The sequence below is a fragment of the Prolixibacter sp. NT017 genome, assembly GCF_009617875.1.
In the GTDB taxonomy this organism is placed as follows: domain Bacteria; phylum Bacteroidota; class Bacteroidia; order Bacteroidales; family Prolixibacteraceae; genus Prolixibacter.
In genome coordinates this window covers 4,044,484-4,070,411 of record NZ_BLAV01000001.1, presented here as the reverse complement: position 1 = coordinate 4,070,411, position 25,928 = coordinate 4,044,484, and the positions used below count along the sequence as shown (strand labels likewise).

Here is a 25,928-nt window from a genome sequence, read left to right as displayed (position 1 = left end):
TTTTTATCTTAGTTCAGTTTGTTACTATTCAATTGTTTCAGGCCTTCAAACACCATTCGGGCCACTTCTCGTGCTCCGGCCGGCTGAAAATGGGTGTTATCGTGTTGTCCGTCAGGATAAGCTTCATAAACCAAGGCCGGGAGATTCATGAAATAGTTTTCAGTCACATAATCCTTACCCTTCCGGGAAAAGAAATCCATGGAACGTTGATTCAGATCAATCAGGTCGACGTGAAGTTCTTTTGCCACCTCTTTCATCGCATCCGGATAACCACCATGCACGTTTTCCAAATGCCCGTCGACCCACGGATAATTCCGGGCCACCGGAGTAATCAGAATCGGTGTTCCTCCTTTTTCGCGGGTTTGATTTACGAAGAGGCGCAGGAATTCGGCATACCCCTGAAGGTTGACATATCGTGCGGGTTTGTTTTTCGAAGCATCGTTATGTCCGAACTGCATCAAAACCAGGTCGCCCGGTTGAATTTGGTTATAGACTTCGCGCCAGCGTCCTTCCTGGAAGAAAGTCCGTGTGCTGCGTCCGCCTTTGGCCCGGTCGTCAACGAGCACGCTATCGGCATCGATTAAATGGTCAACCATTTTCAGGCTGTCCTTTGCCAGGAAAGGTTGAAAGACCTGTCCCCAGCCGGTAATCGGAAATCGCTTACTCGGATAATCTTTTTCCAGAGCGTAATTGGCCACAGTGGAATCACCAATGATCCAGACCTTACAGACTTTCTGCTGCTTTTCCTCTTTCTTTTCCCCGGAACACGCATTGGTTACCGGTAGCAGCACAAGGAGCAGCAGAAGGATTTCAAATTTCAGTTTTCTTCTTCCTGACATATTATTTCTCAATTTTTTCAATTCGGAACCAGTCAATATCGGCGTTGCCGGCATCGTTTATTTTCCCGTTTCGTAAGGCGAAAAGGCCAACTTTGGCGCCAATCCATCTTCCGGGAACGGCATGGAACTTTTCCCCTGCCTCGGTGAATTTCTTTCCGTCGGCGCTAAAGCTGAAACTACAGACAGCCCCTTCGCGTACTTTTACCCTGAAGTACGCCGTTGGGCCGGTAAATTTCTGTTGGAAAATTTCCTTTTCGGGATTCCCTTTTCGTGCATCGTGGCAGGAGACCGTTTTCACCATCAGTTGCTTGTTTTCCTGCTCAAGTTTGATGTATTGGTAATCTTCACCCATGACAACGAGTCCCACCTCTTCACCATCGAAGCGGTTATGGAAAGTCAATTTGGTAGTGACCATAAATTCTTCAGCAGGAAATTTCTGTAACAGTAGATTGGGAACTGACCAGAGATTCACAAAGCCATCCGGTTTGGGAATACAGTTCAACCGATAGAAGCCCAGTCTTCCGGAAGGAAAGCCCCAGGTAACTTGTGGATTGGCATGCCATTGCCATTGCAATCCGAGTTTCGGTTTATTGAATTCGTCACTTTCCGGCGGCGTTACGATTGGATAAGCACGAACAACGTCCGGCTGTTTCCATGTCAGCACCGGTTCGCCAACTCCGTCTCCGTTTTTATCGACACCAATTACCGGCCAGTCGTTCTTCCAGATCATCGGTTCCAGCAACACATCACGGCCGTAAGCCTCTTTATCCTGAAAATGGAGGAACCAACTTTGCTCGTCCGGGGTGTCCACCCAGGCACCCTGATGTGGCCCGTTGATTGGCGTTGAACCTTGTGCCATAACCTTTTTTCGCTCGTAAGGGCCAAATACATTTTTCGAACGCAGAACAATCTGCCAGCCGGTGGGTACGCCTCCAGCCGGAGCGAAGATGTAATAATAACCATGGCGTTTATAGAATTTCGGCCCTTCAACCGTCGGATCGTTTTGGTGACCGTCATAAACCATCATTTCATTGCCAATCAATTCGGTTCCGTCAGGCTTCATCCGGCTGACCATCAATACACTTTTCACGCCGGCGCGACTTCCCGCGAAAGCGTGAACCAGGTAAGCGTTGCCATCGTTATCCCACAGAGGTGACGGATCGATCAGTCCTTTCCCGGCTTTGATTAGCAGCGGTTCCGACCAGGGCCCTTTCGGATTTTGGGCCTTGATCATATAAATTCCGTAGTCCGGATCGGGGTAGAAGATGTAGTATTCGCCATCGTGATAACGGATGCAGGGAGCCCACACGCCGTTGCCATGTTGCGGTTTATCGTAAACATCGAAAGGAGGTTGCTTAGGCAGCGCATAGCCAATCAAATTCCAGTTGACCAAATCCTTTGAATGGAGAATGGGCAGGCCGGGAATGCAATTGAACGACGAAGCCGTCATGTAGAAATCCGTTCCAACGCGAATCGCATCCGGGTCGGAATAATCGGCATGCAAGACCGGATTTTTGTATGTGCCGTCGCCATTATCGGCTACCCACACTTTAGACACATAAAGACTGTCGGTCTTTTGTTGAGCCACGGACCGATTGATGTTTCCGGCTATGAGTAACAACCCCAGGAGATATATTTTATTTCTTTTTTTCATGGTTGATGTCTGGTTCGTAGCCTCCTATCATTTCAGTTTCCAACTGTTCAATCCGAGGATGTTTTCCACGGTATACTTTTGAGCCTGTTCATCGGTTAACTGATGCGACCATGAAACGCGTTGCGTTGTATCCGCTCCTGCGCCGGTGTTGTGATGCTCGGCGTAGAAAGCCGTTTTGTAACGATCGGTGTCGTGCCAGTTGCTCCAGCCTTCGGGGCGAATAAAATCACCCAGTTGGCAATTCATGAAAACGACGTTGGCATAAGCCCTCCAGGGACGGCCCAGGTAAACCTGTCCGATACCGGGAGCTGCTTTTATTTTGCAATTCATGAAAACATAACCGAATGGCTGCCCTTGCGGAGTCCGGGCTGCTGTAATGAAAGACTGCTTTTTACACTGGATATCACAATCCTGAAATACAGCCGTGGACGAACCGAAGATGAAATCGGTAGTTCCTTCAATGTGGCAGTTTTTGAAATACTGACGGGCATTATCGCCTGCTGCGTATAGTGTATCCTGATTGCCAACAATCCGACAGTTTTTAAACACACACTGGTCACCTTCCACATCGAGGGCTACAGCTTGTCCACGCAAACCTTCGGAATTCTCGATAGTGAGATTTTCCATCAGGATATGGTTACCCATGATTTTCATGGTGTAGGAAGTGAATGTGTTGATATCGCCTTTCCCGGAATAATCGTCCCAGGTGATGATGGTATTTTTAGCGTCTTCACCGATGAAGTGAATATTTTGCTTGTTTGCGGGAACAACGACTTTCTCCTTATAAACTCCGGATTTGATATAGATAACCGTTGTTTCTTTCGAAGAAGAAGGCGCTGCATTGATGGCTTCCTGCACGGTGGTATAGTCACCCGAGCCGTCTGCAGCGACAATAATCCGCTTGTTGTTGTTTCTGGAGCACGACCAGGCGATTGTGCCAAGCATCAAGACAATAATTCCGAATAGTTGTATTTTCTTCTTCATGGTTGTCCCCTGTTTTTACCGGTGTTTTTCCTTGAATGGTTGCCCCGGAGTCCATCCCCGAAAAATATTCTCCAGCGTATATTTTTGTCTCTCTTTTGCCGTCAGCTGATGCGACCATGACACTCGTTTGTCCGGAGTTGCACCTGCTCCGGTGTTTTTGTATTCCACGTAAGTGACCGTTTTTTCAGCCTCTTTTTTATTCCAGTTGAACCAGCCTTCCGGTTTGATGACATCACTTAGTTTGCACTCGATGAAAGCGGTTTTTGCATAAGGTCTCCAGGGACGCCCGAGGTAGACGGAGTGAGCCGGAGCGCTTCCAGAAATATCGCAGTGCAGGAATACAAATCCGAACGGCGTATCTTTCATCGTACTGGCTGCCGTTACGTAACCCGGACTTTTGCAAAAAATGTGGCAGTGATCAAATACAGCGGTCGACCAGCCAAAAATGAAATCTACGGTTCCCTCAATGTAGCAGTTCTTATAGTACTGGCGACTGTTTTCCCCGTAAGGATAAAGTGTATCCTGAAATCCGAGAAAGCGGCAATTCTCGAAAAAGACGCGGTCGCCTAAAATGCGGACAGCAACCGCTTGTCCCACTGGACCAGCTGTGTTCCGGAAGGTGATATTCTTAGCGGTAAAATCGTTTCCGAAAATGTAGAAGCCGGATGACCCGGTCGTTCCCATCTCCTCACCAAAACGGTTTTTCTTCGATGCATAATCGTCGTACGTGATGATGGTGCTGTCTGCGCTTTCGCCGATAAACGTGACGTTGTTTTTGGACGCCGGAAGAACCAATTTTTCCTTGTATACACCATTCTCAATGTAGATGGTGGTGGTTTGCTTGCGAAAATCGGGTACCGCATTGATAGCGGCCTGTACCGTAGTGAAATCGCCGTCTCCTTTTTTCGAAACCACAAAATCATAGCTGTCATTTGTCCTGGCGAATGACCATTGACAAACAACGCTGAAGAAGATGAGTATGAGAAGGCTTTTCCGGTTCATGTGCAACGTTTTGCTTTCAGTAATTCAATATTTTCTGTGAATAAGCGCGATTTAGATCATCCCAAACCCGCACGATATAGACCCCTTTTGCCAGGTCCGGCAACTGAATGCTCAGTGTTTGTTGATCGGTATTGAATGTCTTGACTTGTATCCCGGTGACTGAATACAGCTGTACTTTGACAATCGTACGGGTGTGGCGGATATCAAGCTGTTTCGTCCGTTGGTTGTAAACTACCTTCAGCGGATCGATATTTTTTTTTAGCCCGTCTACAGCTGTCGCTACACTTCCTTCGTTTTGCATAATGCCGGCCACCAAACTGTTGAGGTAGACTTCCAGGTTCGGATACTGACCATCCACCGTAGTTTGTTGTGCATCATTCGGATTGTTGGGATCGAGATTGTTGGCCTTTTCCCACTCGTCGGGCATGCCATCGCCATCGGAATCGGCCGGTGCAGTGGTTGATTTTAGTTCAGGCCATCCGCCAACAGCTGTTTGCGTATCGATAATTCCTCCCGTGCTGCCGTTGCCTCCATCGTTGTAGGTGGGAGTTCCGGTTTGCGTGTCGTGAACAATGCGTTTGTCTACAGTATCACGAACCAGGGAAGCTCCGGCGTAATTCAAAACATCCTGGTAAGCCTCCTGTGCGGTGGTCGTTTTTACCGGTTCTACCGAGAATTCGTTTGCCGCTCTCACGTCACTGAGCGTAACATTGGGCGCATAAGTCGTAAATGAAGAATGCAGCGAAACGCCGGTCCAGTTGTTATTGGTTACGTTCGAGCTGTTTTCGACATAGTTGCCGGCGATATAAAAGTGTCCGTACGTACCGGATGGTTGCTGGTTGGAACCATCGTCAGCGTAGGGTTGCAGTATTCTGAACCGAACAGAAGAGGAAGTAGCTGGTCCCGATTTATAATAGTTGTTCACCATGTTGTAGCTGCCGCCTTCGCCCGCGTAGGCACTGTTATGTCCCCAGTTGTAAATAACGTTGTTGCGGTAGTCAACCAATTCCTCATCGGGTTGGTTGGTGTACCGGCTTCCGCAGAAACGGGGATTGCGGCTGTCGTGATCGGCCAGCAGGTTGTGGTGAAAGGTGGCTTTCTCTCCACCCCAGATACCTCCATAGCCGTGGGAGCCTTTTTCATGGATGGAATTGCGAAGGCTCTCGGAAATAATGCACCACTGAAGGGTGAAATTTTGGTTGTCGTAAAACGAAACACATTCGTCGGTCGACCAGCTTGCCGAGCAATGGTCGATGATAATATTTTTATGGTTGCGACCGCCCAGGGCATCATTCTGCTGTTTGGCAGCATCACCCATGCGGAAACGCATAAAACGGATAATGACGTTGTCGGCTTCAACGATTACGGGATAATCGCGCAGACAGATTCCATCACCTGGCGCTGTTTGTCCGGCAATGGTTACATTGGGTTGGGTAATCTTCAGGTCCGATTTTAGCTGGATGGTACCTGAAACTTTGAATTCGATGATTCTGGGGCCCGATTGGTACAGGGCATAGCGAAGTGTGCCGGGCGCGTAATCATCGCTGAGGCTGGTAACATAAATAACCTGACCACCGCGTCCTCCGGTGGTGTATTTCCCGTAGCCTTCAGCTCCCGGGAAGGCGGGCAGATCATTTCCCTGGGCAAATGCCGATATCGTCAGCAACGAAATCAGAGAAAATATAAATATGGATGGAATCCGCTTCTTCATTTGTATCATTTGCCTCATTTCAGTGGCAGAGCCTTCATGTTCCGAAATAAGAGCCACTGCAATGCATTGAAAAGAGATGGTTGAACATCTTATTCACCTGGAAGCCGGAGCATCTGTATTGCTCGAATTGGCTTTGTTTGTCAGGTGTGTGATGAGATTCCGAAGCCCTGTACATGGGACATGTACAGGAGCTTCGGTTTTATCTCATTACAGCATTTATCCTGGATTACTCAAAGAGAGGTAAATCCATGATTCGGATTGGAGTTCCGCAGGTCTAATACCAACGCGGATCGCCGACCTGATTATCAATCAATGCTGGATTACTGATGGTAAAGTCTCCGGTCGCCGGATTTTTAAAACCAGGATCTTCAGTAGTGTACGTGTTTGAGTTATCACTCAGGTTATCGCCTGAAATATATCCGTCGGCATTGAAATAGTTGTTATAGTCGCAAACAGGTTGTGTAGTCGCCGATTGATTGGAGTAAACTGAGTTACCCATATCCGACAGGATGTTATGGCTTGACGTGATTTCGTTCATCGACCAACGCACATAGAACATCCGTTTAGTTGAGGAGCTGCTGTTCATTACGTCGTATAATGTACAGTGGCTGACCACGATAACCGGAGTGTTCGTTCCGTCATCATAAGAATTGCCCTTGGTTCCTCCGTCCATACGGATGAAATCACGTGTATTCACCGTAGCACAGTTGTTGAATGTACTGTTGGTAACCGTCAGATTTTGGATAAACGATTTACGGGAATCGATGAAATCACCGCCGCTGTTGTATACATTACTGACCACGCAGTTGTCAACCAGGATGGAGGATGTTTCAAACTGAGAGCCTCCATCCGAAATGAACGATTTATTATAGGTGTCAACCGTTACATTTCTCAGGGTCAGTGTACCTAATGTGGCAAAATCGGTGGTGTTGTATTGAACCGGCTCATCGAGCGTAACAGGCATGTCAGTTGCATCGGTATACGCACCATTCATATCAAGTGCTTCCAGCACAACATCCTGTGCCCCGTCGGCGATAACAAACTGGTTGTGGAGAAGTGGCTTATTAAATGGGTAAACCCCTACAATGGTTATCGACTTATCGATGGTAATATTACCGGCAGAAGCTGAATAATCACCCGGATAGAGGGCCAGTACATCACCGGAACCGGCATTGGCAATAACGGTTGCCAGGTCGTCGCCTGGATGGACAGGTGTAGCGTTGGCTACATCGACATAAGTCGTAAATGAAGCTGTACCACGAACGATCGTATCCTTATAGAGTTTAACGGTGTAGGTGGTTCTTCCTGTCAGTCCTGAAATGGTAGCTGCACCATTGGCGATCTCCTGAGCGGTTAGCGAAACTTTTGTATCACCCGGATTTACCACCAGGTCAGTCACTTTGCTTTTGGCCGGCCACCTTAATGTAGCGCTGGTTGCATGAATATCTGTATCGGCTACTGCATAGAAGATATTCTCCGGCAGGGTTTTAAAAGTCACCCCATCGCTCCATTTGGAATTGGACAGACTGTCGCTGATACCCACCATCCTGACAGAGTAACGCAGGTTACCAATCAAATCGACACTGTAGGGATTATCGGAAGAGGTAATCGTATCCGTCTCCACAATATCGCTAAAATCCAGACTGTCCTGACTGACTTGAAGAATATAGGATGATGCGTCACCGCGCTCGTCCCAACTGATTTCAGCGGTTGTTTTATCCCGGACTTTTACCTGAAGATTAAGAGGAGTAAATACCCGCTCAAATGTCAACTGATCGATTACCGCCGGAATGTTATCCTGACACGACATGAAGATCGTGGACAACAATCCGAAGATAAGTGCTAATGTGATATACTTGTTTTTCATAAAGTTCAAATTATTAGTAAGCATACTCGTTTTTCAATTGTCCGTTGCTGGCATCGATAAATACCTGCCAGATGGGCCAGAATTGATATTGATCCGGATCCTGGGCATAGATGGAGTTTATCTTGGTATCGGTCAATTGGGTCGGGTCAGCCCAGGTGGTGCTGTAAGCATAATCAGATGATTTATCAGCCGTTTCACCTCGATTCAGACCGTACATTTTGAGCGTAACGCCGTCAGATTCGTAACCGTAATAGAGTTTCGAAGGAACATCAGCATATTCACCGGTCCGGTTGGCGAGCTCGTTCATTTTTATTTTTGCCGAATCCAACTCCGTTTTAAGCAGATTCCAGCGAATCAGTTGTTCTTTTCGCAGCATTTCACCACAGAACTCCAGTTTATTCTCTTTTACGATGGCATTAAACATGGTCTCCTTCGTCGTCAGGTTATTGATGTAATCATCCACCTCGGTTGACCAGTCACTTTCCGGAAATGCACGTTCACGAATCATTTTCAGGTAGGGTGCAGCAGCTGAAGGACCATCTAATTCGTTGGCGGCCTCAGCAGCCATCAGAACAACTTCAGCATAACGCATGTAGATTTTGTTGACCCCATCGTCGTTGGTTGAGGTGACGATTCGGTTCATCCACTCGTAGCGGTATTTTCCGAAGTACCAGGTGTCGATTCCTGAGGGCTCCTGCTGAGCAATACCCTCTTTGTTGGCTACTCCCCAGTAATAAGGAACACAGCTTACATCCCGACGGGTATCCTGGGAATTGTAATCATAGTACATGTATGGAAGGGGGCCGGCCTGTCCGCCTCGAGCCTGACTGGTAAACTGGTCAACACTCTTGTGTGGAACAGCAAAGGTGAAGAGCATGCGGCCACGACCGTCGGCAAACGGAATCTCCCACAACGATTCGCCACCCGCGTTGATATTATCCTGGCAATTCTTTTTGAAAACGGTTTCAAAAGAAGGCTCCAGTTGGCAGGTTCCGCTGTTGATCACATCCTGGCATTCCTGTAGGGCGATGGGATACATTTTATCGACCGATAAGTCCGGGTCGGAACTGCGACCAACCGAACCATCAGCATGTTCGTAATAACCTGCTGCTTCCATGCAGAGACGCGCCCGGAAACCTTTTACAAAGGCTTTGTTGATGTGCTCCACATCGCTGGTTGCACTAGTCGCATTCGGCCATGCCACCAGGGTTTCTGCTTCGCCCAGGTCGGCGATCAGATGCTTCAGGATGGAATCACGGCTGACTCTGGGTAAGTAGAGGGTTGCCGTGGTGATGGGTTCAAAACGTGCCGGAACATCACCCCAGGCTTTCACCAGGTCGGAATAGTAAACAGCCCGCAGGGTCAGTGCTTCACCCAGCAGTTGTCCCATATCGTTTCCGGGCTGTGGATTTCCATAAGCCCTGATCCCTTTGATACACATGTTGGCCCGTTCAATCCCTTCATACATTTTGGCCCAGGCATTTTTTGTATCATTCATCTGACTGTTGGTCGGAGTTGCTGCATAAACACACAGGTCGGCCTTTCCGTCAGGATATTTATCTGAGTTGTTGTACCATTCAATATCCGTATTCATGCCGTACCAGGGCAGGAACCGGCCACGGTAGGAGTTGGTTTCCCCAAAATCGATTTTGATTCCGTCTACCGCACTTTTTGCCAGGTCGACATTTGCGAAGATGACGGATTCATCCAGTGAGGATTTTGTAGGCGCATCGAGGTAGTCCTTGCTACAGGAGGTTACCGCGCCTGCAAAAAAGATGGCTATGATATATATTAAATTTTTCATATTCAATGTCATGAGTCGGATTAAAAATTAAGATTCAAACCAAATACGATTTGCCGGCTTCTCGGGTATGCAGAGTAATCGACACCGGGAGTGAGCGGAGTTTTACGACGGGTTGAAACTTCAGGGTCAAATCCTGAGTAATTGGTCAACAGGAAGACATTATAACCGGTTGCGTAAAATCTCAGGCTGTTGATTTTTAGTCTGTTTGTCAGGCTGGAAGGCAGCGTGTAACCCAAGGTCAGGGTGCTCAGACGAAGGAATGAACCATCTTCCACTGCCCAACTACTGAATACAAATTGCTTCATGTAGGGAGACCACATGGAGGTATTGGCATTCATACTTTCGAGGGTCGACGGGTCGGTTACCTGCTCTCCGGTCGACTTATCAATGTTGGTCCAGCGTTTGCCGTCCGCCATGATGTCAATCATATTGCGGTACTGGTAACGCTGCGTAGATGTGGTGTACTCAATTTTATTGGCATTGTAGATGTTATTCCCGTAACTCCAGTTGAATACGGCTGAAAGGTCGAAGTTGTAAAGACGTCCGTTCAGGGTAAAACCACCGGTGTGTTTCGGATTGGCATCCCCAATGATGGTACGGTCATTCGCGTTGACAACATTATCACCCTGGGTCAGATTTTTCAGTTTCATTACACCCGGAGCCAGTGTACCCACTACCTCGGAGTCATCAACCACACCATCTTTTAATGTCCAGGTTCCGGTTGTTGCATCATAGCCTGAGAAGTCAGACACCTGATAGCGACCGTCGGATACATAGCCATACATCTTCCCAACCGATCCACCTACGGCAATCCAGTAGTCGTCGCCAATGTCGGTAGAGGCCCATCCGGAAGAGGCACCAAAATCGTTCATAACGCCGAGTGATTTGATTTTACTCCGGTTGAAACTGATGTTGAAGTTGAAATTCAGACCATAGTTTTTCTTGTTCAGCGCCACCCAGTTCAGGGAGAGTTCCAAACCCTTGTTCTGCGTTTCACCCATATTCCGGTACTGATAATCATACCCGGTACCGGCTACCGGAAATTGAATCAACAGGTCTTTGGTTGTGTTCAGGTAAGTCTCGAACGATCCGTTCAAACGACTGTCAAACAGGGCAAAATCCAAACCAATATTCCGGGTATAGGTGGTTTCCCATTTCAGGTCGGGATTGGCCATGGTTTTCGAGGGTGACCAGTAGCTCAGCACGCCATCAATCCAGGAACTTTGATTTGAAGCATACGATTGTACCATTTGCCCCGAAGGAATGTTGTTGTTTCCGGCCGTACCATAGCTGAAACGCAGTTTCAGGTCATCGAGCCATGACTGGGTATTCTCCATGAAACCTTCCTGCGAAATTCTCCAGGCAACTGCGGCTGACGGGAAATAGCCCCACCGGTTGGCTTTGGAAAATTTACTGGAACCATCGGCCCGGAAGGTTGCCGATGCAATGTATTTGTTTTTGTAGGAGTAGTTCACACGACCAAAGAAGGAAAGCATCTTGTCATCGGGACTGTAATAATTATCGGTTGACAAGGGGATTCCCTGAGAAGTCAGTTTGAAAGCATCCGACGACGTAAACTGTTTCGGGAAGCCCTGGATGGTATTGGTCAAATCAACACTTTGGGTATTCAGGGTTTCTTCACCCACGAGGAGTTTCAGTGAATGATCGGCACCGATTAAATTCTTGAAATCGTAGTCCAGCGTGTTGGTATTACGGAAGCGCTGACGCTTCAGGTTCTCCAGGATGGCTGCCGGGTATCCCTGGTAGTCAGCTGCCGGAATGTTGGATACATAATAAGTCGTTAATCCGTAAAAACGATCGCGGCTGTAATCATAGATATCAAAACCAACAGCCGATTTAAAGGTGAGGTTATCGATTGGTTTCCAGGTAAAACTACCGGCCATATTATACTGTTTCCGGTATTTCTTCTGATCGTTATCGTTCGTAGCTGTGATTGGGTTAATCAGGTAACTGTAAACCGATTCATCGGTTGAGGCTGAAGCGAGTCCCTTCAAGGGAATCGGTGTATAGAGTACACTATGCTTCAAGCGGGAGTCTGCCGATGAAACTTCATTTTGTTCGTTGGTTCCGCTACCATCGATTTTGGTATCGGAATAACGGAATGAGTAGGAGAGTTCAACTTTTTTGTTGGGATTATGATTCAGTTTCAAGGCCAGGTAGTCGCGGTTGAAACCCGAATTCATCATAATCGCTTTCGTGTTAACATGAGCGTAGTTAAAGGCATAGTTGAATTTTTCGGAACCTCCGCGTATGCTCACGTCATGATGGAATGTCTGACCGATACGGCCGAAGATCTGCTTTTGCCAGTTGTTACCTACCTGGCCTTTGTATTGGTCGATATCCTTGTAAGCGCCGAAATACTTGGTGTACGAGTTCAAATCCTCTGCAGTGGTCCCACCGTATCGAAGGACAGCATATTCATACTGCCAGTTAACATAGTCTTCGGGACTAAGGGTTTTCAGTGTTTTTTCAATTTGACTGAATCCCATGTAAGCGTTATAGGAAACCGAAACTTTTCCAACTTTACCACTTTTGGTGGTGATGATGATTACACCGTTTGCACCACGGGAACCATAAATAGCGGTAGAAGAAGCATCTTTCAGTACATCGATTGACTGGATGTCGGAAGGAGCAATGTCGGAAATGCTGTTCACCGGAAATCCGTCAACGATGAAGAGAGGAGAGTTGTCCTGAGTGATCGAACCGCCTCCACGAACGCGGATATTAACTGTTGCATCAGGTGAGCCTTCTGTCGAGGTAACCTGAACACCTGCCAATTTACCGCTGATGGCCTCTGCTGCGCTGGCAACCGGAATGTTTTGGAGGTCTGATCCCTGAACAGAAGAGACGGAACCGGTAATATCTTTCTTTTTCACCGTACCGTAACCGATGGCAACGACCTCGTCTAACTCAGTTGAGCTGGTAATGAGTTTTACATCAATGACCTTTTTTCCGCTTACAGGAATTTCCTGCGTTTTGTAGCCAATGAAAGAGAATTGGAGTGTAGCATTAGCTGGAACACTCAGTGAGTACTTTCCATCCGGATCAGTGATGGTTCCATTTGCCGTTCCTTTTACTACAACATTAGCGCCAGGAATACTTTCATGGGATTTAGCATCGGTTACTTTACCAGTAACGGTAATATTCTGGGCGTATGCACCAGAAGCAACCAGTAAAAATAGACCTAACACAAGAATTCCTACGCGGGATATATGCCAGCGCAGGCTTTTCTGTTTTTCTTTTTTAAAGTCTGTCATACTAATAAGAATTGATTTAGTTTTTTATTTCAAGGCATGCAAGAATGAAGGGACCCACGCCTTTGGGATCATTGTCCCGTACAGGTTCCTTTATATAATATTCATAGGTTCCGTCACGATACGGATGGCCACCCAGACCGGCCACTGCACAAACATTGGTCAGTCTAATGGTGCCATCCTGGTTTTCCCTGATGAAATTTTTCAGTATTCCATCAAAGCCTTTCACCGCTACGGCTTTGTAATTTGAATCGATGTAATGCAACCGGGTAGCCTTGAGAAGGGTGTAAACAAACATGCAGGATGCCGATGCTTCGAGGTAGTTTCCTTCCCGGTTTCCCTGGTCAAGTACCTGGTACCAAACGCCCGATTTGGGATCTTGCCATTTGGCAATTCCTGCTGCTACCTGGTTTAAAATGTCGATGAGTTTATCCCGGTTCGGATAATCTTCCGGAATGAAATCGAGTGCATCGACGAGAGCCATCGAATACCATCCCATTGCCCGTCCCCAGAATTGAGAAGAACAGCCTGTTGTCGGGTTGGCCCAGCGTTGCTCTTTGCTCTCATCCCAGCCGTGGTAATTCAGACCGACTTCCGGGTTGTAGGTATGTTTATTGACGATGAGGAATTGATTGATGACGTCTTCGAAATCTTTTGGCTGGTTGAATACTTTTGCAAATTGAGCATAGAACGGGGCTCCCATGTAGAGTCCGTCGAGCCACATTTGATTGGTGTACCTCTTTTTATGCCAAAAACCACCCTCGGGAGTCCGGGGTTGGTCCTTCAATTGGTCACGAAGTATAAAGATGGCTTTCTTGTATTTTTTCTCATGGGTTTGTTCGTAAAGCGGGAATAAAAACTTGCCGGAATTCAGCCGGTCGAGGTTAAAGTCACTTCGTTTGTAGCCTTTAATGGTACCATCTTCCGCAATAAACTGGTCGGCATAGGATTTCGCATAGTTGAAATACTTTTGGTCGCCGGTCACCTTCCAAAGCTTCATCATCGACGAAGCAATCAATCCGCCGGTGTAGTCCCACTTCCCTTTAGGTTTGAAGTCAACCGAGGCTGCATTGGGGAAGTGTGCTATCTCCGAATCGGCCATGCGAACGGCCATTTTCAGCCCTCGATTGTCAGACGAACTGTCTTTCTTTTTCGAAGGCGCACATTGTGTAATGGTAAGTCCCAGTAAAAACAAGGTCAGAACTTTCCCCTTGAACATCGTCAGTTTCATAATGATTCGTTAGTTGATACGCTTATTACTCTCTTCTTTTCAGAAAAGAATATTCACCAGAATGGTTAATGCGATGAGCAGAACAACCAAAATGATGGTGATCCCCCAGGATGATTTTTTCAAATCATGTCGCATTTGATCCATAAAAGTGTTGCCCATTGTTAAGCGTGCCATTTTATCCGATTTCGAAATTAGAAGTAAGTATCTGCTTGATGTGGTTTATTATTCCCAAAGAGGAGGTTGTATATTCTCCCGGCGGGAAATTCTTCCCAAATCAGGGGGATTATTTTCCCACCGATAGCATGAAAAGTAACTGTTCGTATGGATAATTGTCTAATCCTATGCTTGTTATGGAAGCGTTGGGCTTTGCGAAAAAATCTTACGAAAAGTGAACATCAAAATGGTCTTTTGGATAACCTGCCAGAGAGGTTTTGACAGATTTTGTTCGTATACGAATGAGGTTACTTATCACTTTTTGTTCTTCTGTACTGGATATCGCCTCGGCTAATTGCTAACATCGGATTCATGTTTGTGCTTGAATTCGGTCGCATTCATACCGTATTGCTGTCGGAAGCATTTTCGGAAGTGCGACAAATCTTTAAAGCCGACTGCGTAAGCAATTTCACTAACGGTCATCCCATTCTGCAACAACAGTTGTGAAGCCCGTTTCAGGCGGATGCTGCGAATAAATTCTTTGACCGTCATATCGGTCAGAGCATGTAATTTTCGGTAGAGCTGCATACGACTAACGCCTACTTCCTGGGCAAACCGTTCGATATCGAGCTCCGCATCCGATATGTTGTTTTCAACCGCTTCCACTGCTCTCTGCAGGAATTTCTCATCGGGAGAAGAGATGACGATGTTCCTCGGCTGCAGCGTAATTTCACCCGAGTATTTTTCCTTCAGCGAATTCCTTATCGACAGCATGTTCTCCACTTTGGTTTGAAGAATACCCAAATCGAAAGGTTTGGTGATATAGTCATCTGCGCCTGCCGACAAGCCTTTCATTTCGTGCTCTTTGGAATGGAGAGCCGTTAGGAGCAGAACGGGGATATGCGAGGTTCGCTCATCGAATTTTACCTTTTTGCAGAACTCGAAACCGTCCGTGTCGGGCATCAGCACGTCACTAACAATGACGTCCGGAACCGTATCCAGTGTGATTCTCCAGCCTTCTTTGCCGTCCTTAGCCTGAATAACCCGGTATCTTTCGGCAAAATGGCTCGCGATGAGATTCCGCACATCGGGATTATCTTCGACCACGAGCATAATATTGGAATGAACCGGATCAGGGTTCTGTTCAGGAAGTCCTGCTGTTGATTTTATGGCTGTTTCTCCTTTCGGAGTAATTTCTTCGGTATGTTCAGTTGTCGGAAGTTCTTTTTCATAAGGTACGCGCACGGTAAATTTGCTGCCTTTGCCCGGCTTGCTTACCAGAAATATTTTTCCCTTGTGCAGTTGCACCAGCTCTTTCACGTAAGCCAGGCCAATGCCTGTTCCGGTTTGTTCGGCTTTGTCGTTGCTCGACTGAAAGAAGCGATCGAAAATCTTGGCCGCATTAGACTGAGAAATGCCTTGTCCTGTGTCGCGAACCGAAATTTCGATGTATTCCTTATCAGGAGTTTCGTTGGTCAAATCGTCTTCATTTGAGTCGAAGAGGAGCGAAAGATTGACCGTTATTTTGCCTCCTTTGTTCGTGAATTTGAAGGCGTTGGTAAGCAGGTTGTTCAGTATCTTTTCTATTTTGTCGGCATCGAAACGGGCAATTAGTCTTTTTTTCAGTGCATTGTAACGCAGGTGGATGTCTTTATCTTCTGCTAATCCGTCGAATGAATGGACAATGTCAGCAACAAACCGGACAATGTCTCCCTGCGAAAGTTCCAGCTTTAGATTTCCCGATTCCAGTTTCCTGAAGTCGAGCAATTGATTGATAAGCCGGTTCAGCTGATTGGTGTTCCGGTACATCACGTCCAGGTAGTTTCTCAATTCCTGTTGTGGAACCTTTTCGTTCTTCAACTTTTCCAGCGGGGCCATGATTAACGTTAAAGGCGTTCGGATTTCGTGGGAAATATTGGTGAAGAATTTCAGTTTCATGTTATCCAGTTCCCTGATTTTACGCGCCTTCATTCGCTCGATAACCAGCTCGTTCTTAATCTTTTCCCGATAGATAAAAAAGCGGATGAGGAAGTAGATCAACAAACCGATAACCACTAGAATCAAACTGCGGAACCAAACGGTTTTCCAATAGGGTGGAAGAACCGTTAATTGCAGGTTCAAGCGGCTTTCGTCGCTTTTCACTCCCGGCACCACGCGTTTGATGTGCAATGTATAATCACCCGGATCGAGGTTGGTATAAGTAGCGGTCCGGTTTGTACTCGGATCGCTCCAGTTTTTGTCGAATCCTTCGAGATAATAACTATAAAGATTGCTTTTGCTGTTGATGTAATTCAGGGCGGCAAACTCCAGCGTGAACACATTCTGGTTATAATGCAGTGTCAGGTGTTTGGTCTCCGAAATGCTTTTTTTCAGAATAGCCTTTTTACCGGTTTCTATTTTGACATTTTTATTGAAAACCTTCAGCGAAGTCAGCACCAGCGGAACATTTTTATCGTCAATTTTCACGTTAGACGGATTAAACATATTGAAACCGGAAATGCCTCCGAACAATAAGTTCCCGTTGGGTGCTTTATAGGCTGCTCCGTACGAAAACTGGTTGTTGATTAAGCCGTCTTTGCTCGTGTAGTTATGAAATACACCGGTCTCCGGGTTAAATTTGGAAAGGCCGTTTGATGTACTGATCCAGAGTTTGTGGTTGTTATCTTCCAGAATGCACAATGCCTGGTTGTTGGTTAGCCCGTCTTTCACTCCATAATACCGAATGGGTCCGCTCAGGCGGGAATATTGTGCAAGCCCGCGGTCGAGGGTTGCAAGCCAGCATCGGCCTTTCGAGTCTTCGAGAAAAGCCTGGGTGTTGTCACTGAAACGTTTTATCTTTTTACTTTCGGGATTATAAATCACCACTTCATCTTCGGTGCCCAGCCATATATTATTGGAAGAATCCATGCTGACCCAGCGAACGAATTTGTTGTACGCCAGCTGCGGATAATGGACAAAGACCTTTCTTTTCGGGTCGAACCGGTCGATGCCACTCATGGTTCCTACCCATATGTTCCCTTTGTTGTCGAGTAACAGGGAGAAGACTTTATTGTTCGTCAGACTTCGTGAATCGGATGGCTCATGCTGGTAATGCTGAATAACTTTTCCGGTTTTCTTATCGAGAACATCAATTCCGCCTAAGAAAGTACCAATCCATAAATGACCTTTCTCATCGTCCAGAAAAGCTTTTATACAATTCCGGGAAATGCTTTGCGGGTCTCCCGGCTTAGTCATCAAATAGCTGTACCGCCCGGTTTTCGGGTGGTAGATATTTACACCACCATCTTCTGTTCCAATCCAGATATTTTTCAAAGAGTCCATCCATAAAGCATACACAATTCCACTGTTCAGGAATTTATGGCTTTTGTCGGAAGGGTGCGCACTAAAATTCCGGAATACCTGTTTGCTTTTCGCCAGAAGGTTGAGACCGCCCCGTGTGCCAATCCAGGTCTCCCCCCGCTTGTCATTGAAAATGTCCAGAATAGAGTTGTTAATCAGACTAGTATACTCCCGGTCGTCGTGGCGGTAAAATGCTTTGGTTCCGTTTCTCTTGTTGTAGACATAAATTCCCCCCCGGGTTCCGATCCAGTAGTTGCCAAAAGCGTCGACAGAAATGGTCCGTACAGTTTCCGTCCGCTCGTACGCCGGCTTCAACTCCAACGGTTTGATGGCCCATGTTTTTGGATTGACAATGAAGGCACCGTTGGAGTAAGTTCCAATCCACATCGTTCCGTCTTTGTCGCGGAATATTTCCCAAATTTCGTCGGTGTTGCCTTTTGTCAGCGGCAACTTCAGCGGTGTAATGGTGTGGTTCTGCGGGTTGACGATAAACATGCCTTTATTGGTTCCCGCCCAAATGTTCCCTTCCTGATCGAACTGAACAATCCGGACATGCTCTCCGGTCAGGTTGTACGTTTTACCATTGGTTCGCCAGTTCAGGGCGTTCAGATGACCATCCTTATCAATGATGTAGATGTTATTGTTGGTTCCCAGCCAAATGTTTCCAGCTTTATCTTCCTGGATATCATTGATGGAAACGTCTCGTCCTTTGAAAAGCGGATTGTTCTCGTACGGATGATAGAAGCATTCCTTCTGCCGGTCGAAATAGTTTAAGCCGCCGTTTTCAGTTCCAACCCAGAGATTCCCCTTTTTATCCTCGAAAATGGCACGCACCAGGATGCCTTTCAGACTTAAACTATCGGAGTGCGCATGCTGATAGTTGGTAAACTCATAGCCGTCGAAACGACTTAGTCCCTGGCTGGTACCAAACCACATCCAACCTTCGTGGTCCTGGTAAATGATTTGAATATGATTATCGGGCAGACCATCCTCTTGCGAGAAATAATCAAAACTCATTTCATTTTGCACGGCAAATGCCGGGACGGTATGCCCAAAGAATATGAATCCTAAGGATAATAGTAAAAGTGCAAGCGATTTCATTTTCATCTTTCGAGAATAGGGGTCTCCTTCACCACTCAATCGTAACTGCTTACAAGGTTTATTTTGGTTTAATGAGGATGAAAATATCAATAATTATCAAGAATATAAAAATGGGTGACGGTACAATTGCTCTATTATCAAAGATGTTGTGTTGGCATGTATTGTTTTAAGAGGGATATTGGATGATAAATATACGGCGCTTTTCATTTTTAGTAAAATTATGAAGCCGGTTGCTTTCGAACAGTTGTCATTAAAAAAGCGACTATTTGGAAAAGGAAAAAATTAGCGGCCGGGACCTTTCATCGATAAAAACAAAAAAGAGACTGTCGCCGGGAAGTAAATGGCTCATGGACTTTTGATCACGGCTTCCCCGGGAAGTAAACGGCTCGTGTACTTTTGATCACGGCTTCCCCGGGAAGTAAACGGCTCATGGACTTTTGATCACGGCTTCCCCGGGAAGTAAATGGCTCGTGGACTTTTGATCATGGCGTCCCCGGGAGTTAGATAGCGTCTTTCGTATTTGATAATCGAATTTCGATTGTCATTTAACAATGCCTTCTTGAACCAAATATTCAGCAATTTGAACTGCATTCAGTGCTGCACCCTTTAGAATCTGGTCGGAAACCGTCCAGAAGGTAAGGCCTTTCGGGTTGCTGATATCCTTCCGGATACGGCCCACAAATACTTCGTCTTTTCCCGAAAGGTATAAAGGCATTGGGTATTTCTTCTCCGCCGGATTGTCGATAACAACAATTCCTTCAGCTTCTTCGAAAGCTCTGTGTGCGGCATCAACTGAAATTTCCTTTTCGGTTTCCACCCAGATCGCTTCGGAGTGAGAACGCATAACCGGCACACGGACAGCGGTGGCGCTAACCTGCACGTCGGAGTGCATAATCTTCCGCGTTTCGTTGTACATCTTCATCTCTTCCTTGGTGTAGTCATTGTCGAGGAAAACGTCGATGTGCGGAATCACGTTGTTGACCAGTTGGTACTGGAATTTCTCCACCGTTGGATCCTGGTTATTGGCCACCTCTTTGGTCTGCTCTTCCAGTTCGGCCATGCCCGATGCACCCGCACCACTGGCGCTCTGGTAAGTGGCAATGTGAACCCGGGTAATATGCGACAGTTTTTCAATCGCTTTCAGCGCTACCACCATCTGAATAGTCGTACAGTTCGGGTTGGCGATAATCCGGCGAGGCATATTTTTACAATCTTCCGGATTGACTTCCGGAACAACTAACGGTACGTCAATATCCATACGGAACGCGCTGGAGTTGTCAATCATCACCGTTCCGTGCTTGGTAATCGTTTCTTCGAAAGCCTTGGAAGTGCTGGCCCCGGCAGATGTAAGCGCAATATCGATGTCTTTAAAATCGTCGCCTTCTTTCAGTTCCTTTACCACCAGTTTCTTGCCCTTAAATTCATAGGTCCGGCCTGCACTCCGGGCAGAGCCAAATAACACCAGTTCATCCATCGGAAAATTCCGCTCGGCAAGTACTCGAAGGAACTCCTGTCCAACAGCACCACTAACACCAACAATTGCTACTTTCATAATACTACTGAATTTACTAACTTGAATATAACATTGTCTGATTTACTTGATCGAGACACAGCTACAACGCCAAAATTAATTTTTTTCCTAACGATAACCTTACCATGCGATCAACGTTTACGATTATTTTACTTACAATTTGTAAGTTGACCAATCTATTCTCTGCAACTTTATTTTTCGAAAACTTCGAAAGCGGGCAGCTTGATAGCTGGAGAACCTGTCAAAGCTGGGCACTGGATAGTCAGCAAGTGGTCGACGGAGACTACTCGTTGCGCCATTTTGTGTTTGGTCGGGGTGGAGAAAGTTATGTCAGTCATCCCCTTGAGCCGATCGATCTAAATGCCGGAAATTTCAGCTGGGAGGTAACGCTTTCGAATGGCGACTGGGCTCCTGCTGGCGATGAAGCTTTCGGCTTTTGGCTTTGCGCCGACACGACAGAACTGTCAGTGGCTTCAGGCTATATGGCTGGTGTTAACCTGATGACCAAAGACAACCGCCTGACGCTGGTTCGGTTTCAAAACGGGAAGCCGGTTGAGGAAATTCTAAAAACACGGATGGTCTGGGACGAGGGAAAGACGGTAACGCTGAAAATTTCTCATTCACCACAAGGTATCTGGCATTTATCCTACCGGGATAAAAGTCGCAGTAGCGGGTCGGCAGAATATGAAGAAGTGGAAGAAACTCCCTCGTTAACCATGCAGGCGACCGGTGCTTATTTCCGGTTCACCGCGGCACACAGCGGGCAATTCTGGCTGGACGATATCTCCATCGATTTTGAGAATACATCTCCGTATGTTCGGAGTGTCACGGCTGTCTCACCACAGGAAATCAAGGTACAGTTTTCCGAGAAGATGATGGATGAAGCGCTTTCTCTGCAAAAGTACACGTTAACTAGCAATCAGGGAAGCCTGATGAATATCCGGCACATCCGGTCGGAGCGGTTTTATCCGGCCTCCGTTTTTCTGGAAATGGAACTGCCGACGGATTGGAACCTGAAATTAGCGGTTGGTTCTCTTTCTGATGAGCAAGGTACGCTTACGAATGATACCACTATCGTTTTTCCGTTCGCCTTGCCAGCCCAGGTTGGTGCCGTCGTTTTCACGGAAGTAATGGCCGATCCGTCGCCGTCGCAGGGATTGCCGGAGGCAGAGTTTATTGAACTATTCAATAATAGTGGATTTCCTGCAAAAATGGAAGGTTGGAAGCTTCACATCGATGACTCGAAAAAAGAGTTGCCTCCATTCATCATGGCTCCCCAAAGCTATATTTTGTTGGTTGGAACCGGCGACAGCACGTTGTTGAGTGATTATGGAACGGTGTATGAAATTCCCGGCCTGTCGTTGCGAAATAGTGAATTCGGGTTATCTCTTGTATCGGATAAAGGAGTTCTGATGGATTCGATGTATTACGACCATAATTTTTTTGAGGCGGAAAAGCAGGATGGTGGTTGGTCGCTGGAAAGAATCGATCTCAACCGGTTGTGTGGTCCCTCCGGAAACTGGCTGGCTTCGTTGGCCGTGGCAGGCGGAACGCCGGGATTAGTTAATTCAATGCAGCAGGCCAACCCGGATGAAATTCCGCCTCAGGTGTTGGGCATTCGGGTAGAATCCGGTCAACAACTTTCGGTCTGGTTCAGTGAGTCGCTTTCGGCTTTGCCGAATATTTCTTTTCCCGGAAAGGATTTTCACGTTGACAGTTTGCAAGTTTCAAATAATAAACTCATAGAATTTTTCTTCCCGGAAGAAACATTTCAGGAGGGGAATTCCTATACACTTCATCTTTCTGCTTTCGCAGATGAATGCGGAAATCAAACGACGGGCGGTGATTATGATTTTGCCTACCGGTTTCTGCAGCCTGGAGAACTTATGTTGAGTGAAGTTTTATTCAATCCGTTCCCGGAAGAGGTTGATTTTGTAGAACTGTACAATCCCGGCCCGAACGTGGTCGATTTGGGAGGGCTCAGTTTAGCAACCCGGGATGATTCATTGGCTTTAAAGCAGGTTTCGTTGATCTCGGATGCACCACGAAATCTGGAGGCCGGGGAGTATGTTGCTCTTGCGATCAATGCGGATGTAGTAAAGAGCCAATACTTCACCGAGTGTCCGGATTGTTTTCTCACAATGAACGAGTTCCCTTCTCTTCCGGATGATGCCGGGAGAGTGGTGTTGCTGAACCGAAGAATGGAGATTCTGGAGGAATTCAGTTATGATCATGCGATGCATCATCCCCTGATTGCAGATGAATCGGGTGTTTCGCTGGAGCGGAAAAGTTTTTCACGGGACGTAAACGAAAGAGAGAACTGGCATTCAGCGGCGGCAACAGCCGGGTTCGCTACACCGGGATATGCCAATTCATCGATGGTAAAGGATGAGTCGGTTGCTGAATGGCTGAAGATTGAACCCAAAATCTTCTCCCCAAACGATGATGGATATAACGATCGGTTGATCATTCACCTTTCTCCGGGAGAATCGGGATGGCTGGCCAATATCCGGATATTTGATACCGCCGGTCGCGAAATCCGCCGACTAAGTAATAATGAACTACTGGCTTCTGCCAGTGAATTGGTTTGGGATGGGCGAAAGGATAACCAGCAACTGGCTGAACTGGGGATATACATCATTGCCATCGAAGCGTTCAATAATTCCGGGCAAACCAGATACTTCCGAAAAACCTGTGTACTAACCGATCGCATCGAATGATTTGCATGAAGGGTTATATATATTTAAACTAGTTCTAAATCAATGGCTAATAGAACTTAATGTATGATCGACATAATCTTTTTCGCTAGTTTTAAGTCTGATTTAAAAAAAGAGCCAAACTATGAAGCGCAGAGATTTCATTCGATCAAGTGTGGGCGCCGGCGTAGCAACCGGGGCGGCCCTGAGTTTAGGCGGAGCCAACAGCTTGCTGGCGGCTGAGGCTGAGACTGATGTTGACCTTGTGGCCATTCGTGGGGGAGAGCCTGACGTGATGTTCGACAAGGGAATTGCTGCACTGGGAGGAATGTCCCGTTTTGTAAAACCCGGACAACGTGTACTGGTGAAACCAAATATTGGCTGGGACCGGACACCGGAAAGAGCCGGAAACACCAACCCAAAACTGGTGAAGCGTATCATTGAACACTGTCTGGAAGCCGGTGCAAAGGAGGTATTGGTATTCGACCATACCTGTCACGAATGGTCTAAGTGTTATCAACACTCCGGAATTGAGCAGGCAGTAGCTGAAGCCGGAGGAAAAATGGTTCCCGGAAACAGCGAGAAATACTATAAGCAGGTAAATGTCAAAGGTGGGGTGAAGTTGAAGCAGACCGATGTTCACGAGTTGATGCTTGATACCGATGTGTTTATCAATGTTCCAATCTTGAAAAATCACAGTTCGTCCAGGGCGACAATCGCCATGAAGAACCTCATGGGATGCGTTTGGGATCGGGGGTATTACCACAAGAACGATCTGCACCAATGCATCGCTGACTTCCTGCATTTCCGTAAACCCGATTTGAATGTGGTGGATGCCTACCGCATGATGAAGCAGAATGGACCTGTAGGTGTTTCGCTGGATGATGTGGTGACATTGAAGAGTCAGTTAATTTCCACAGACATTGTAGCAGCCGATGCAGCTGCCGCGAAATTTCTGGGCATGGATCCGGCTAAAATTAATCACATTAAAATTGCTGCCGAAGCGGGTTTCGGAACCATGGACCTGAGTAAGCTGAATATTAAACGCATTGTCGTGTGACATTTTCTTGCTGATTTTCCTAACGAATAAGATTCGATGAAACTATCTATATTAAAAAAAATCAGGGTCGTGCTGGCCCTGTTCTTTTTTCTGTTACTCTCGGCTGTATTCATTGATTTCCGGGGCACTTTCGGTGAAACCTTTTATCAATGGGCAGTGTCGCTACAATTTGTGCCGGCTTTAATGAAGACGATTACCGTTGCCGGTGTGGTTGCCTGGGGATTGATTGCTGTGTTGGCTTTGACTCTCCTGTTCGGCCGGGTGTACTGTTCCGCGATTTGTCCCCTGGGAATTATGCAGGATGTGGTTTCCTGGTTTTCCCGGAAGGTAAAGAAAAAACACCGCTACAAATTTCGAAAGGCATGGACCATTACACGGTACTCCATCCTGGGAGTGTTGTTGTTGGTCGTTCTCTTCGGAGGAATCACCTTGCTGACGGTGCTCGATCCGTATAGTCTGTTCGGACGGATTGCATCCTACCTGTTCAAGCCCATTGTCGTTTGGCTGAATAACCTGGGCGCAGCCGCACTTTCGTCCGCCGATGTGTATTCGATTCTGTATCAGTACGACCTGGCGCCGGTACAGTTGACTGTCCTCGGAACTACCTTGCTGTTCTTCATCCTGGTGATTGTGATGTCATTTAACCGGGGGCGTCTTTATTGTAATAGCGTTTGTCCCGTGGGGACCGTGTTGGGTTTTCTGTCGAAATATTCCCTTTTCAAGATTGAGTTGGATCACGATACTTGTACGAAATGCGGCAAGTGCATGCGTGTTTGCAAAGCAGAATGCATCAGTATCAAAACGCAAACAATTGACTACAGTCGCTGTGTTGCCTGTTATAACTGTATCGATACCTGTCCGGAAGATGCAGCCGTTTACCGGATTTCCCGGAAGGGGAGAAAAGAAAAGCCGGTTGAATTGAAACCGGTGGATATGATGGTTGCCCAACCGAAAGGACCGCAAATGAGTAAGCGGAGTTTCCTCTTCACGGCCGGAGCCGGAATGGCTGCTGTAGCTGGGTTGGCTTCGGTGGAGAAGGTGCAGGCAGCAGCCGTCGCTCAGAAAGATTCAACTACCGTTCATACCAGCAACGGAGGGAAGATTCCGGAAAACAAGCAATTTGCTGTTTCACCTCCCGGCTCGGAAAGTATTGAACGTTTTAACGACATTTGTACCGGCTGCTCGCTTTGTGTAAGTGCTTGTCCCAGCAAGGTGTTGCAGCCATCGTTCTTGGAATATGGTCTGGCTGGTATGTTGCAGCCGCACATGGATTTCCAGGCCGGTTTGTGCAACTTCGATTGTACGACGTGTGGCGAGGTTTGCCCAACAGGTGCCATCAAGCCACTGACGGTGGAGCAAAAACACGTGACTCAAATCGGGAAAGCGCATTTCATCAAGGCGAATTGCATCGTAGAAACCGACGGAACTGACTGCGGTGCTTGTTCGGAGCATTGTCCTACCAAAGCGGTGCACATGGTTCCTTATGGCGATTTGGTTATTCCCGAAGTAACGGAAGATATTTGTGTGGGATGTGGTGCCTGCGAACATGCCTGTCCGGTTACCCCACATAAAGCCATTTATGTGGATGGAAATCCGGAGCATCTGGAGGCGAAGAAGCCGGAAACCGAAAAAGCAAAATCGGATTTGAAGGAGGACGAATTCCCCTTCTAAGGATATAATG

At 46.9% G+C, this 25,928-nt stretch carries 15 protein-coding genes; 3 read left to right on the top strand and 12 right to left on the bottom strand.

The features are described 5' to 3' along the window. Window positions 1–8 precede the first annotated feature (8 nt). From GJU87_RS16990 to GJU87_RS16940, 12 genes are all read right to left on the bottom strand, one after another. Window positions 9–839: a rhamnogalacturonan acetylesterase gene (locus tag GJU87_RS16990; protein WP_153640578.1), complete on the bottom strand. Its 831-nt coding sequence runs from the start codon at window positions 837–839 to the stop codon at window positions 9–11. Window position 840: 1 nt separating this feature from the next. Then, window positions 841–2,493 carry a glycoside hydrolase 43 family protein gene (locus GJU87_RS16985; protein ID WP_153640577.1) on the bottom strand — a complete coding sequence of 551 codons (1,653 nt, stop codon included), beginning with the start codon at window positions 2,491–2,493 and terminating at the stop codon, window positions 841–843. A 27-nt stretch (window positions 2,494–2,520) separates the two neighbouring features. Continuing rightward, window positions 2,521–3,477, bottom strand: coding sequence for a pectinesterase family protein (locus tag GJU87_RS16980; RefSeq protein ID WP_153640576.1), 957 nt, complete (start codon window positions 3,475–3,477; stop codon window positions 2,521–2,523). A gap of 15 nt (window positions 3,478–3,492) precedes the next feature. Beyond that, a complete protein-coding gene (locus tag GJU87_RS16975) occupies window positions 3,493–4,479 on the bottom strand; it encodes a pectinesterase family protein (protein WP_153640575.1) in 987 nt (328 codons plus the stop codon). A gap of 16 nt (window positions 4,480–4,495) precedes the next feature. Then, the gene (locus GJU87_RS16970; RefSeq protein WP_194831568.1) at window positions 4,496–6,190 is read right to left on the bottom strand and encodes a T9SS type A sorting domain-containing protein; all 1,695 of its coding nucleotides are present in this window, start codon (window positions 6,188–6,190) and stop codon (window positions 4,496–4,498) included. A gap of 274 nt (window positions 6,191–6,464) precedes the next feature. Next, entirely contained in the window at window positions 6,465–8,057 is a 1,593-nt protein-coding gene (locus GJU87_RS16965) for a DUF5123 domain-containing protein (protein ID WP_194831567.1), read from the bottom strand. A 13-nt stretch (window positions 8,058–8,070) separates the two neighbouring features. After that, on the bottom strand, window positions 8,071–9,861 hold the full coding sequence (locus tag GJU87_RS16960; protein WP_153640572.1) for a RagB/SusD family nutrient uptake outer membrane protein: 1,791 nt from the start codon (window positions 9,859–9,861) through the stop codon (window positions 8,071–8,073). Between the two features lie 20 nt (window positions 9,862–9,881). After that, window positions 9,882–13,139, bottom strand: coding sequence for a TonB-dependent receptor (locus tag GJU87_RS16955; protein ID WP_153640571.1), 3,258 nt, complete (start codon window positions 13,137–13,139; stop codon window positions 9,882–9,884). Between the two features lie 16 nt (window positions 13,140–13,155). Further along, on the bottom strand, window positions 13,156–14,367 hold the full coding sequence (locus GJU87_RS16950) for a glycoside hydrolase family 105 protein (protein ID WP_228492032.1): 1,212 nt from the start codon (window positions 14,365–14,367) through the stop codon (window positions 13,156–13,158). Between the two features lie 39 nt (window positions 14,368–14,406). Next, window positions 14,407–14,541: a hypothetical protein gene (locus GJU87_RS21625; RefSeq protein WP_255454223.1), complete on the bottom strand. Its 135-nt coding sequence runs from the start codon at window positions 14,539–14,541 to the stop codon at window positions 14,407–14,409. Between the two features lie 330 nt (window positions 14,542–14,871). Continuing rightward, window positions 14,872–18,876 (bottom strand): two-component regulator propeller domain-containing protein, encoded by a 4,005-nt coding sequence (locus GJU87_RS16945; protein WP_194831566.1) that lies wholly within the window; start codon window positions 18,874–18,876, stop codon window positions 14,872–14,874. A gap of 625 nt (window positions 18,877–19,501) precedes the next feature. Further along, window positions 19,502–20,512 carry an aspartate-semialdehyde dehydrogenase gene (locus GJU87_RS16940; RefSeq protein WP_153640569.1) on the bottom strand — a complete coding sequence of 337 codons (1,011 nt, stop codon included), beginning with the start codon at window positions 20,510–20,512 and terminating at the stop codon, window positions 19,502–19,504. A gap of 146 nt (window positions 20,513–20,658) precedes the next feature. On the opposite strand from GJU87_RS16940, the gene GJU87_RS16935 reads away from it, so the two are divergent. The 3 genes from GJU87_RS16935 to GJU87_RS21690 all read left to right on the top strand — a co-directional run bounded on the left by GJU87_RS16935 (window position 20,659) and on the right by GJU87_RS21690 (window position 25,918). Beyond that, window positions 20,659–23,211 (top strand): lamin tail domain-containing protein, encoded by a 2,553-nt coding sequence (locus GJU87_RS16935; RefSeq protein ID WP_194831565.1) that lies wholly within the window; start codon window positions 20,659–20,661, stop codon window positions 23,209–23,211. Window positions 23,212–23,332: 121 nt separating this feature from the next. Next, window positions 23,333–24,247 carry a DUF362 domain-containing protein gene (locus GJU87_RS16930; RefSeq protein ID WP_153640567.1) on the top strand — a complete coding sequence of 305 codons (915 nt, stop codon included), beginning with the start codon at window positions 23,333–23,335 and terminating at the stop codon, window positions 24,245–24,247. Between the two features lie 36 nt (window positions 24,248–24,283). Further along, window positions 24,284–25,918, top strand: a complete 1,635-nt coding sequence (locus GJU87_RS21690; RefSeq protein ID WP_153640566.1) for a 4Fe-4S binding protein — start codon at window positions 24,284–24,286, stop codon at window positions 25,916–25,918. Window positions 25,919–25,928 lie beyond the last annotated feature (10 nt).

Excerpts from the sequence above, each read along its gene's own strand:
- GJU87_RS16930 (WP_153640567.1), top strand. The coding sequence starts at position 23,333 with ATGAAGCGCAGAGATTTCATTCGATCAAGTGTGGGCGCCGGCGTAGCA.
- GJU87_RS16985 (WP_153640577.1), bottom strand. The coding sequence starts at position 2,493 with ATGAAAAAAAGAAATAAAATATATCTCCTGGGGTTGTTACTCATAGCC.
- GJU87_RS16965 (WP_194831567.1), bottom strand. The coding sequence starts at position 8,057 with ATGAAAAACAAGTATATCACATTAGCACTTATCTTCGGATTGTTGTCC.
- GJU87_RS16975 (WP_153640575.1), bottom strand. The coding sequence starts at position 4,479 with ATGAACCGGAAAAGCCTTCTCATACTCATCTTCTTCAGCGTTGTTTGT.
- GJU87_RS16960 (WP_153640572.1), bottom strand. The coding sequence starts at position 9,861 with ATGAAAAATTTAATATATATCATAGCCATCTTTTTTGCAGGCGCGGTA.
- GJU87_RS16945 (WP_194831566.1), bottom strand. The coding sequence starts at position 18,876 with ATGAGTTTTGATTATTTCTCGCAAGAGGATGGTCTGCCCGATAATCAT.
- GJU87_RS16980 (WP_153640576.1), bottom strand. The coding sequence starts at position 3,477 with ATGAAGAAGAAAATACAACTATTCGGAATTATTGTCTTGATGCTTGGC.
- GJU87_RS16990 (WP_153640578.1), bottom strand. The coding sequence starts at position 839 with ATGTCAGGAAGAAGAAAACTGAAATTTGAAATCCTTCTGCTGCTCCTT.
- GJU87_RS21625 (WP_255454223.1), bottom strand. The coding sequence starts at position 14,541 with ATGGCACGCTTAACAATGGGCAACACTTTTATGGATCAAATGCGACAT.
- GJU87_RS21690 (WP_153640566.1), top strand. The coding sequence starts at position 24,284 with ATGAAACTATCTATATTAAAAAAAATCAGGGTCGTGCTGGCCCTGTTC.
- GJU87_RS16950 (WP_228492032.1), bottom strand. The coding sequence starts at position 14,367 with ATGAAACTGACGATGTTCAAGGGGAAAGTTCTGACCTTGTTTTTACTG.
- GJU87_RS16970 (WP_194831568.1), bottom strand. The coding sequence starts at position 6,190 with ATGAAGAAGCGGATTCCATCCATATTTATATTTTCTCTGATTTCGTTG.
- GJU87_RS16955 (WP_153640571.1), bottom strand. The coding sequence starts at position 13,139 with ATGACAGACTTTAAAAAAGAAAAACAGAAAAGCCTGCGCTGGCATATA.
- GJU87_RS16940 (WP_153640569.1), bottom strand. The coding sequence starts at position 20,512 with ATGAAAGTAGCAATTGTTGGTGTTAGTGGTGCTGTTGGACAGGAGTTC.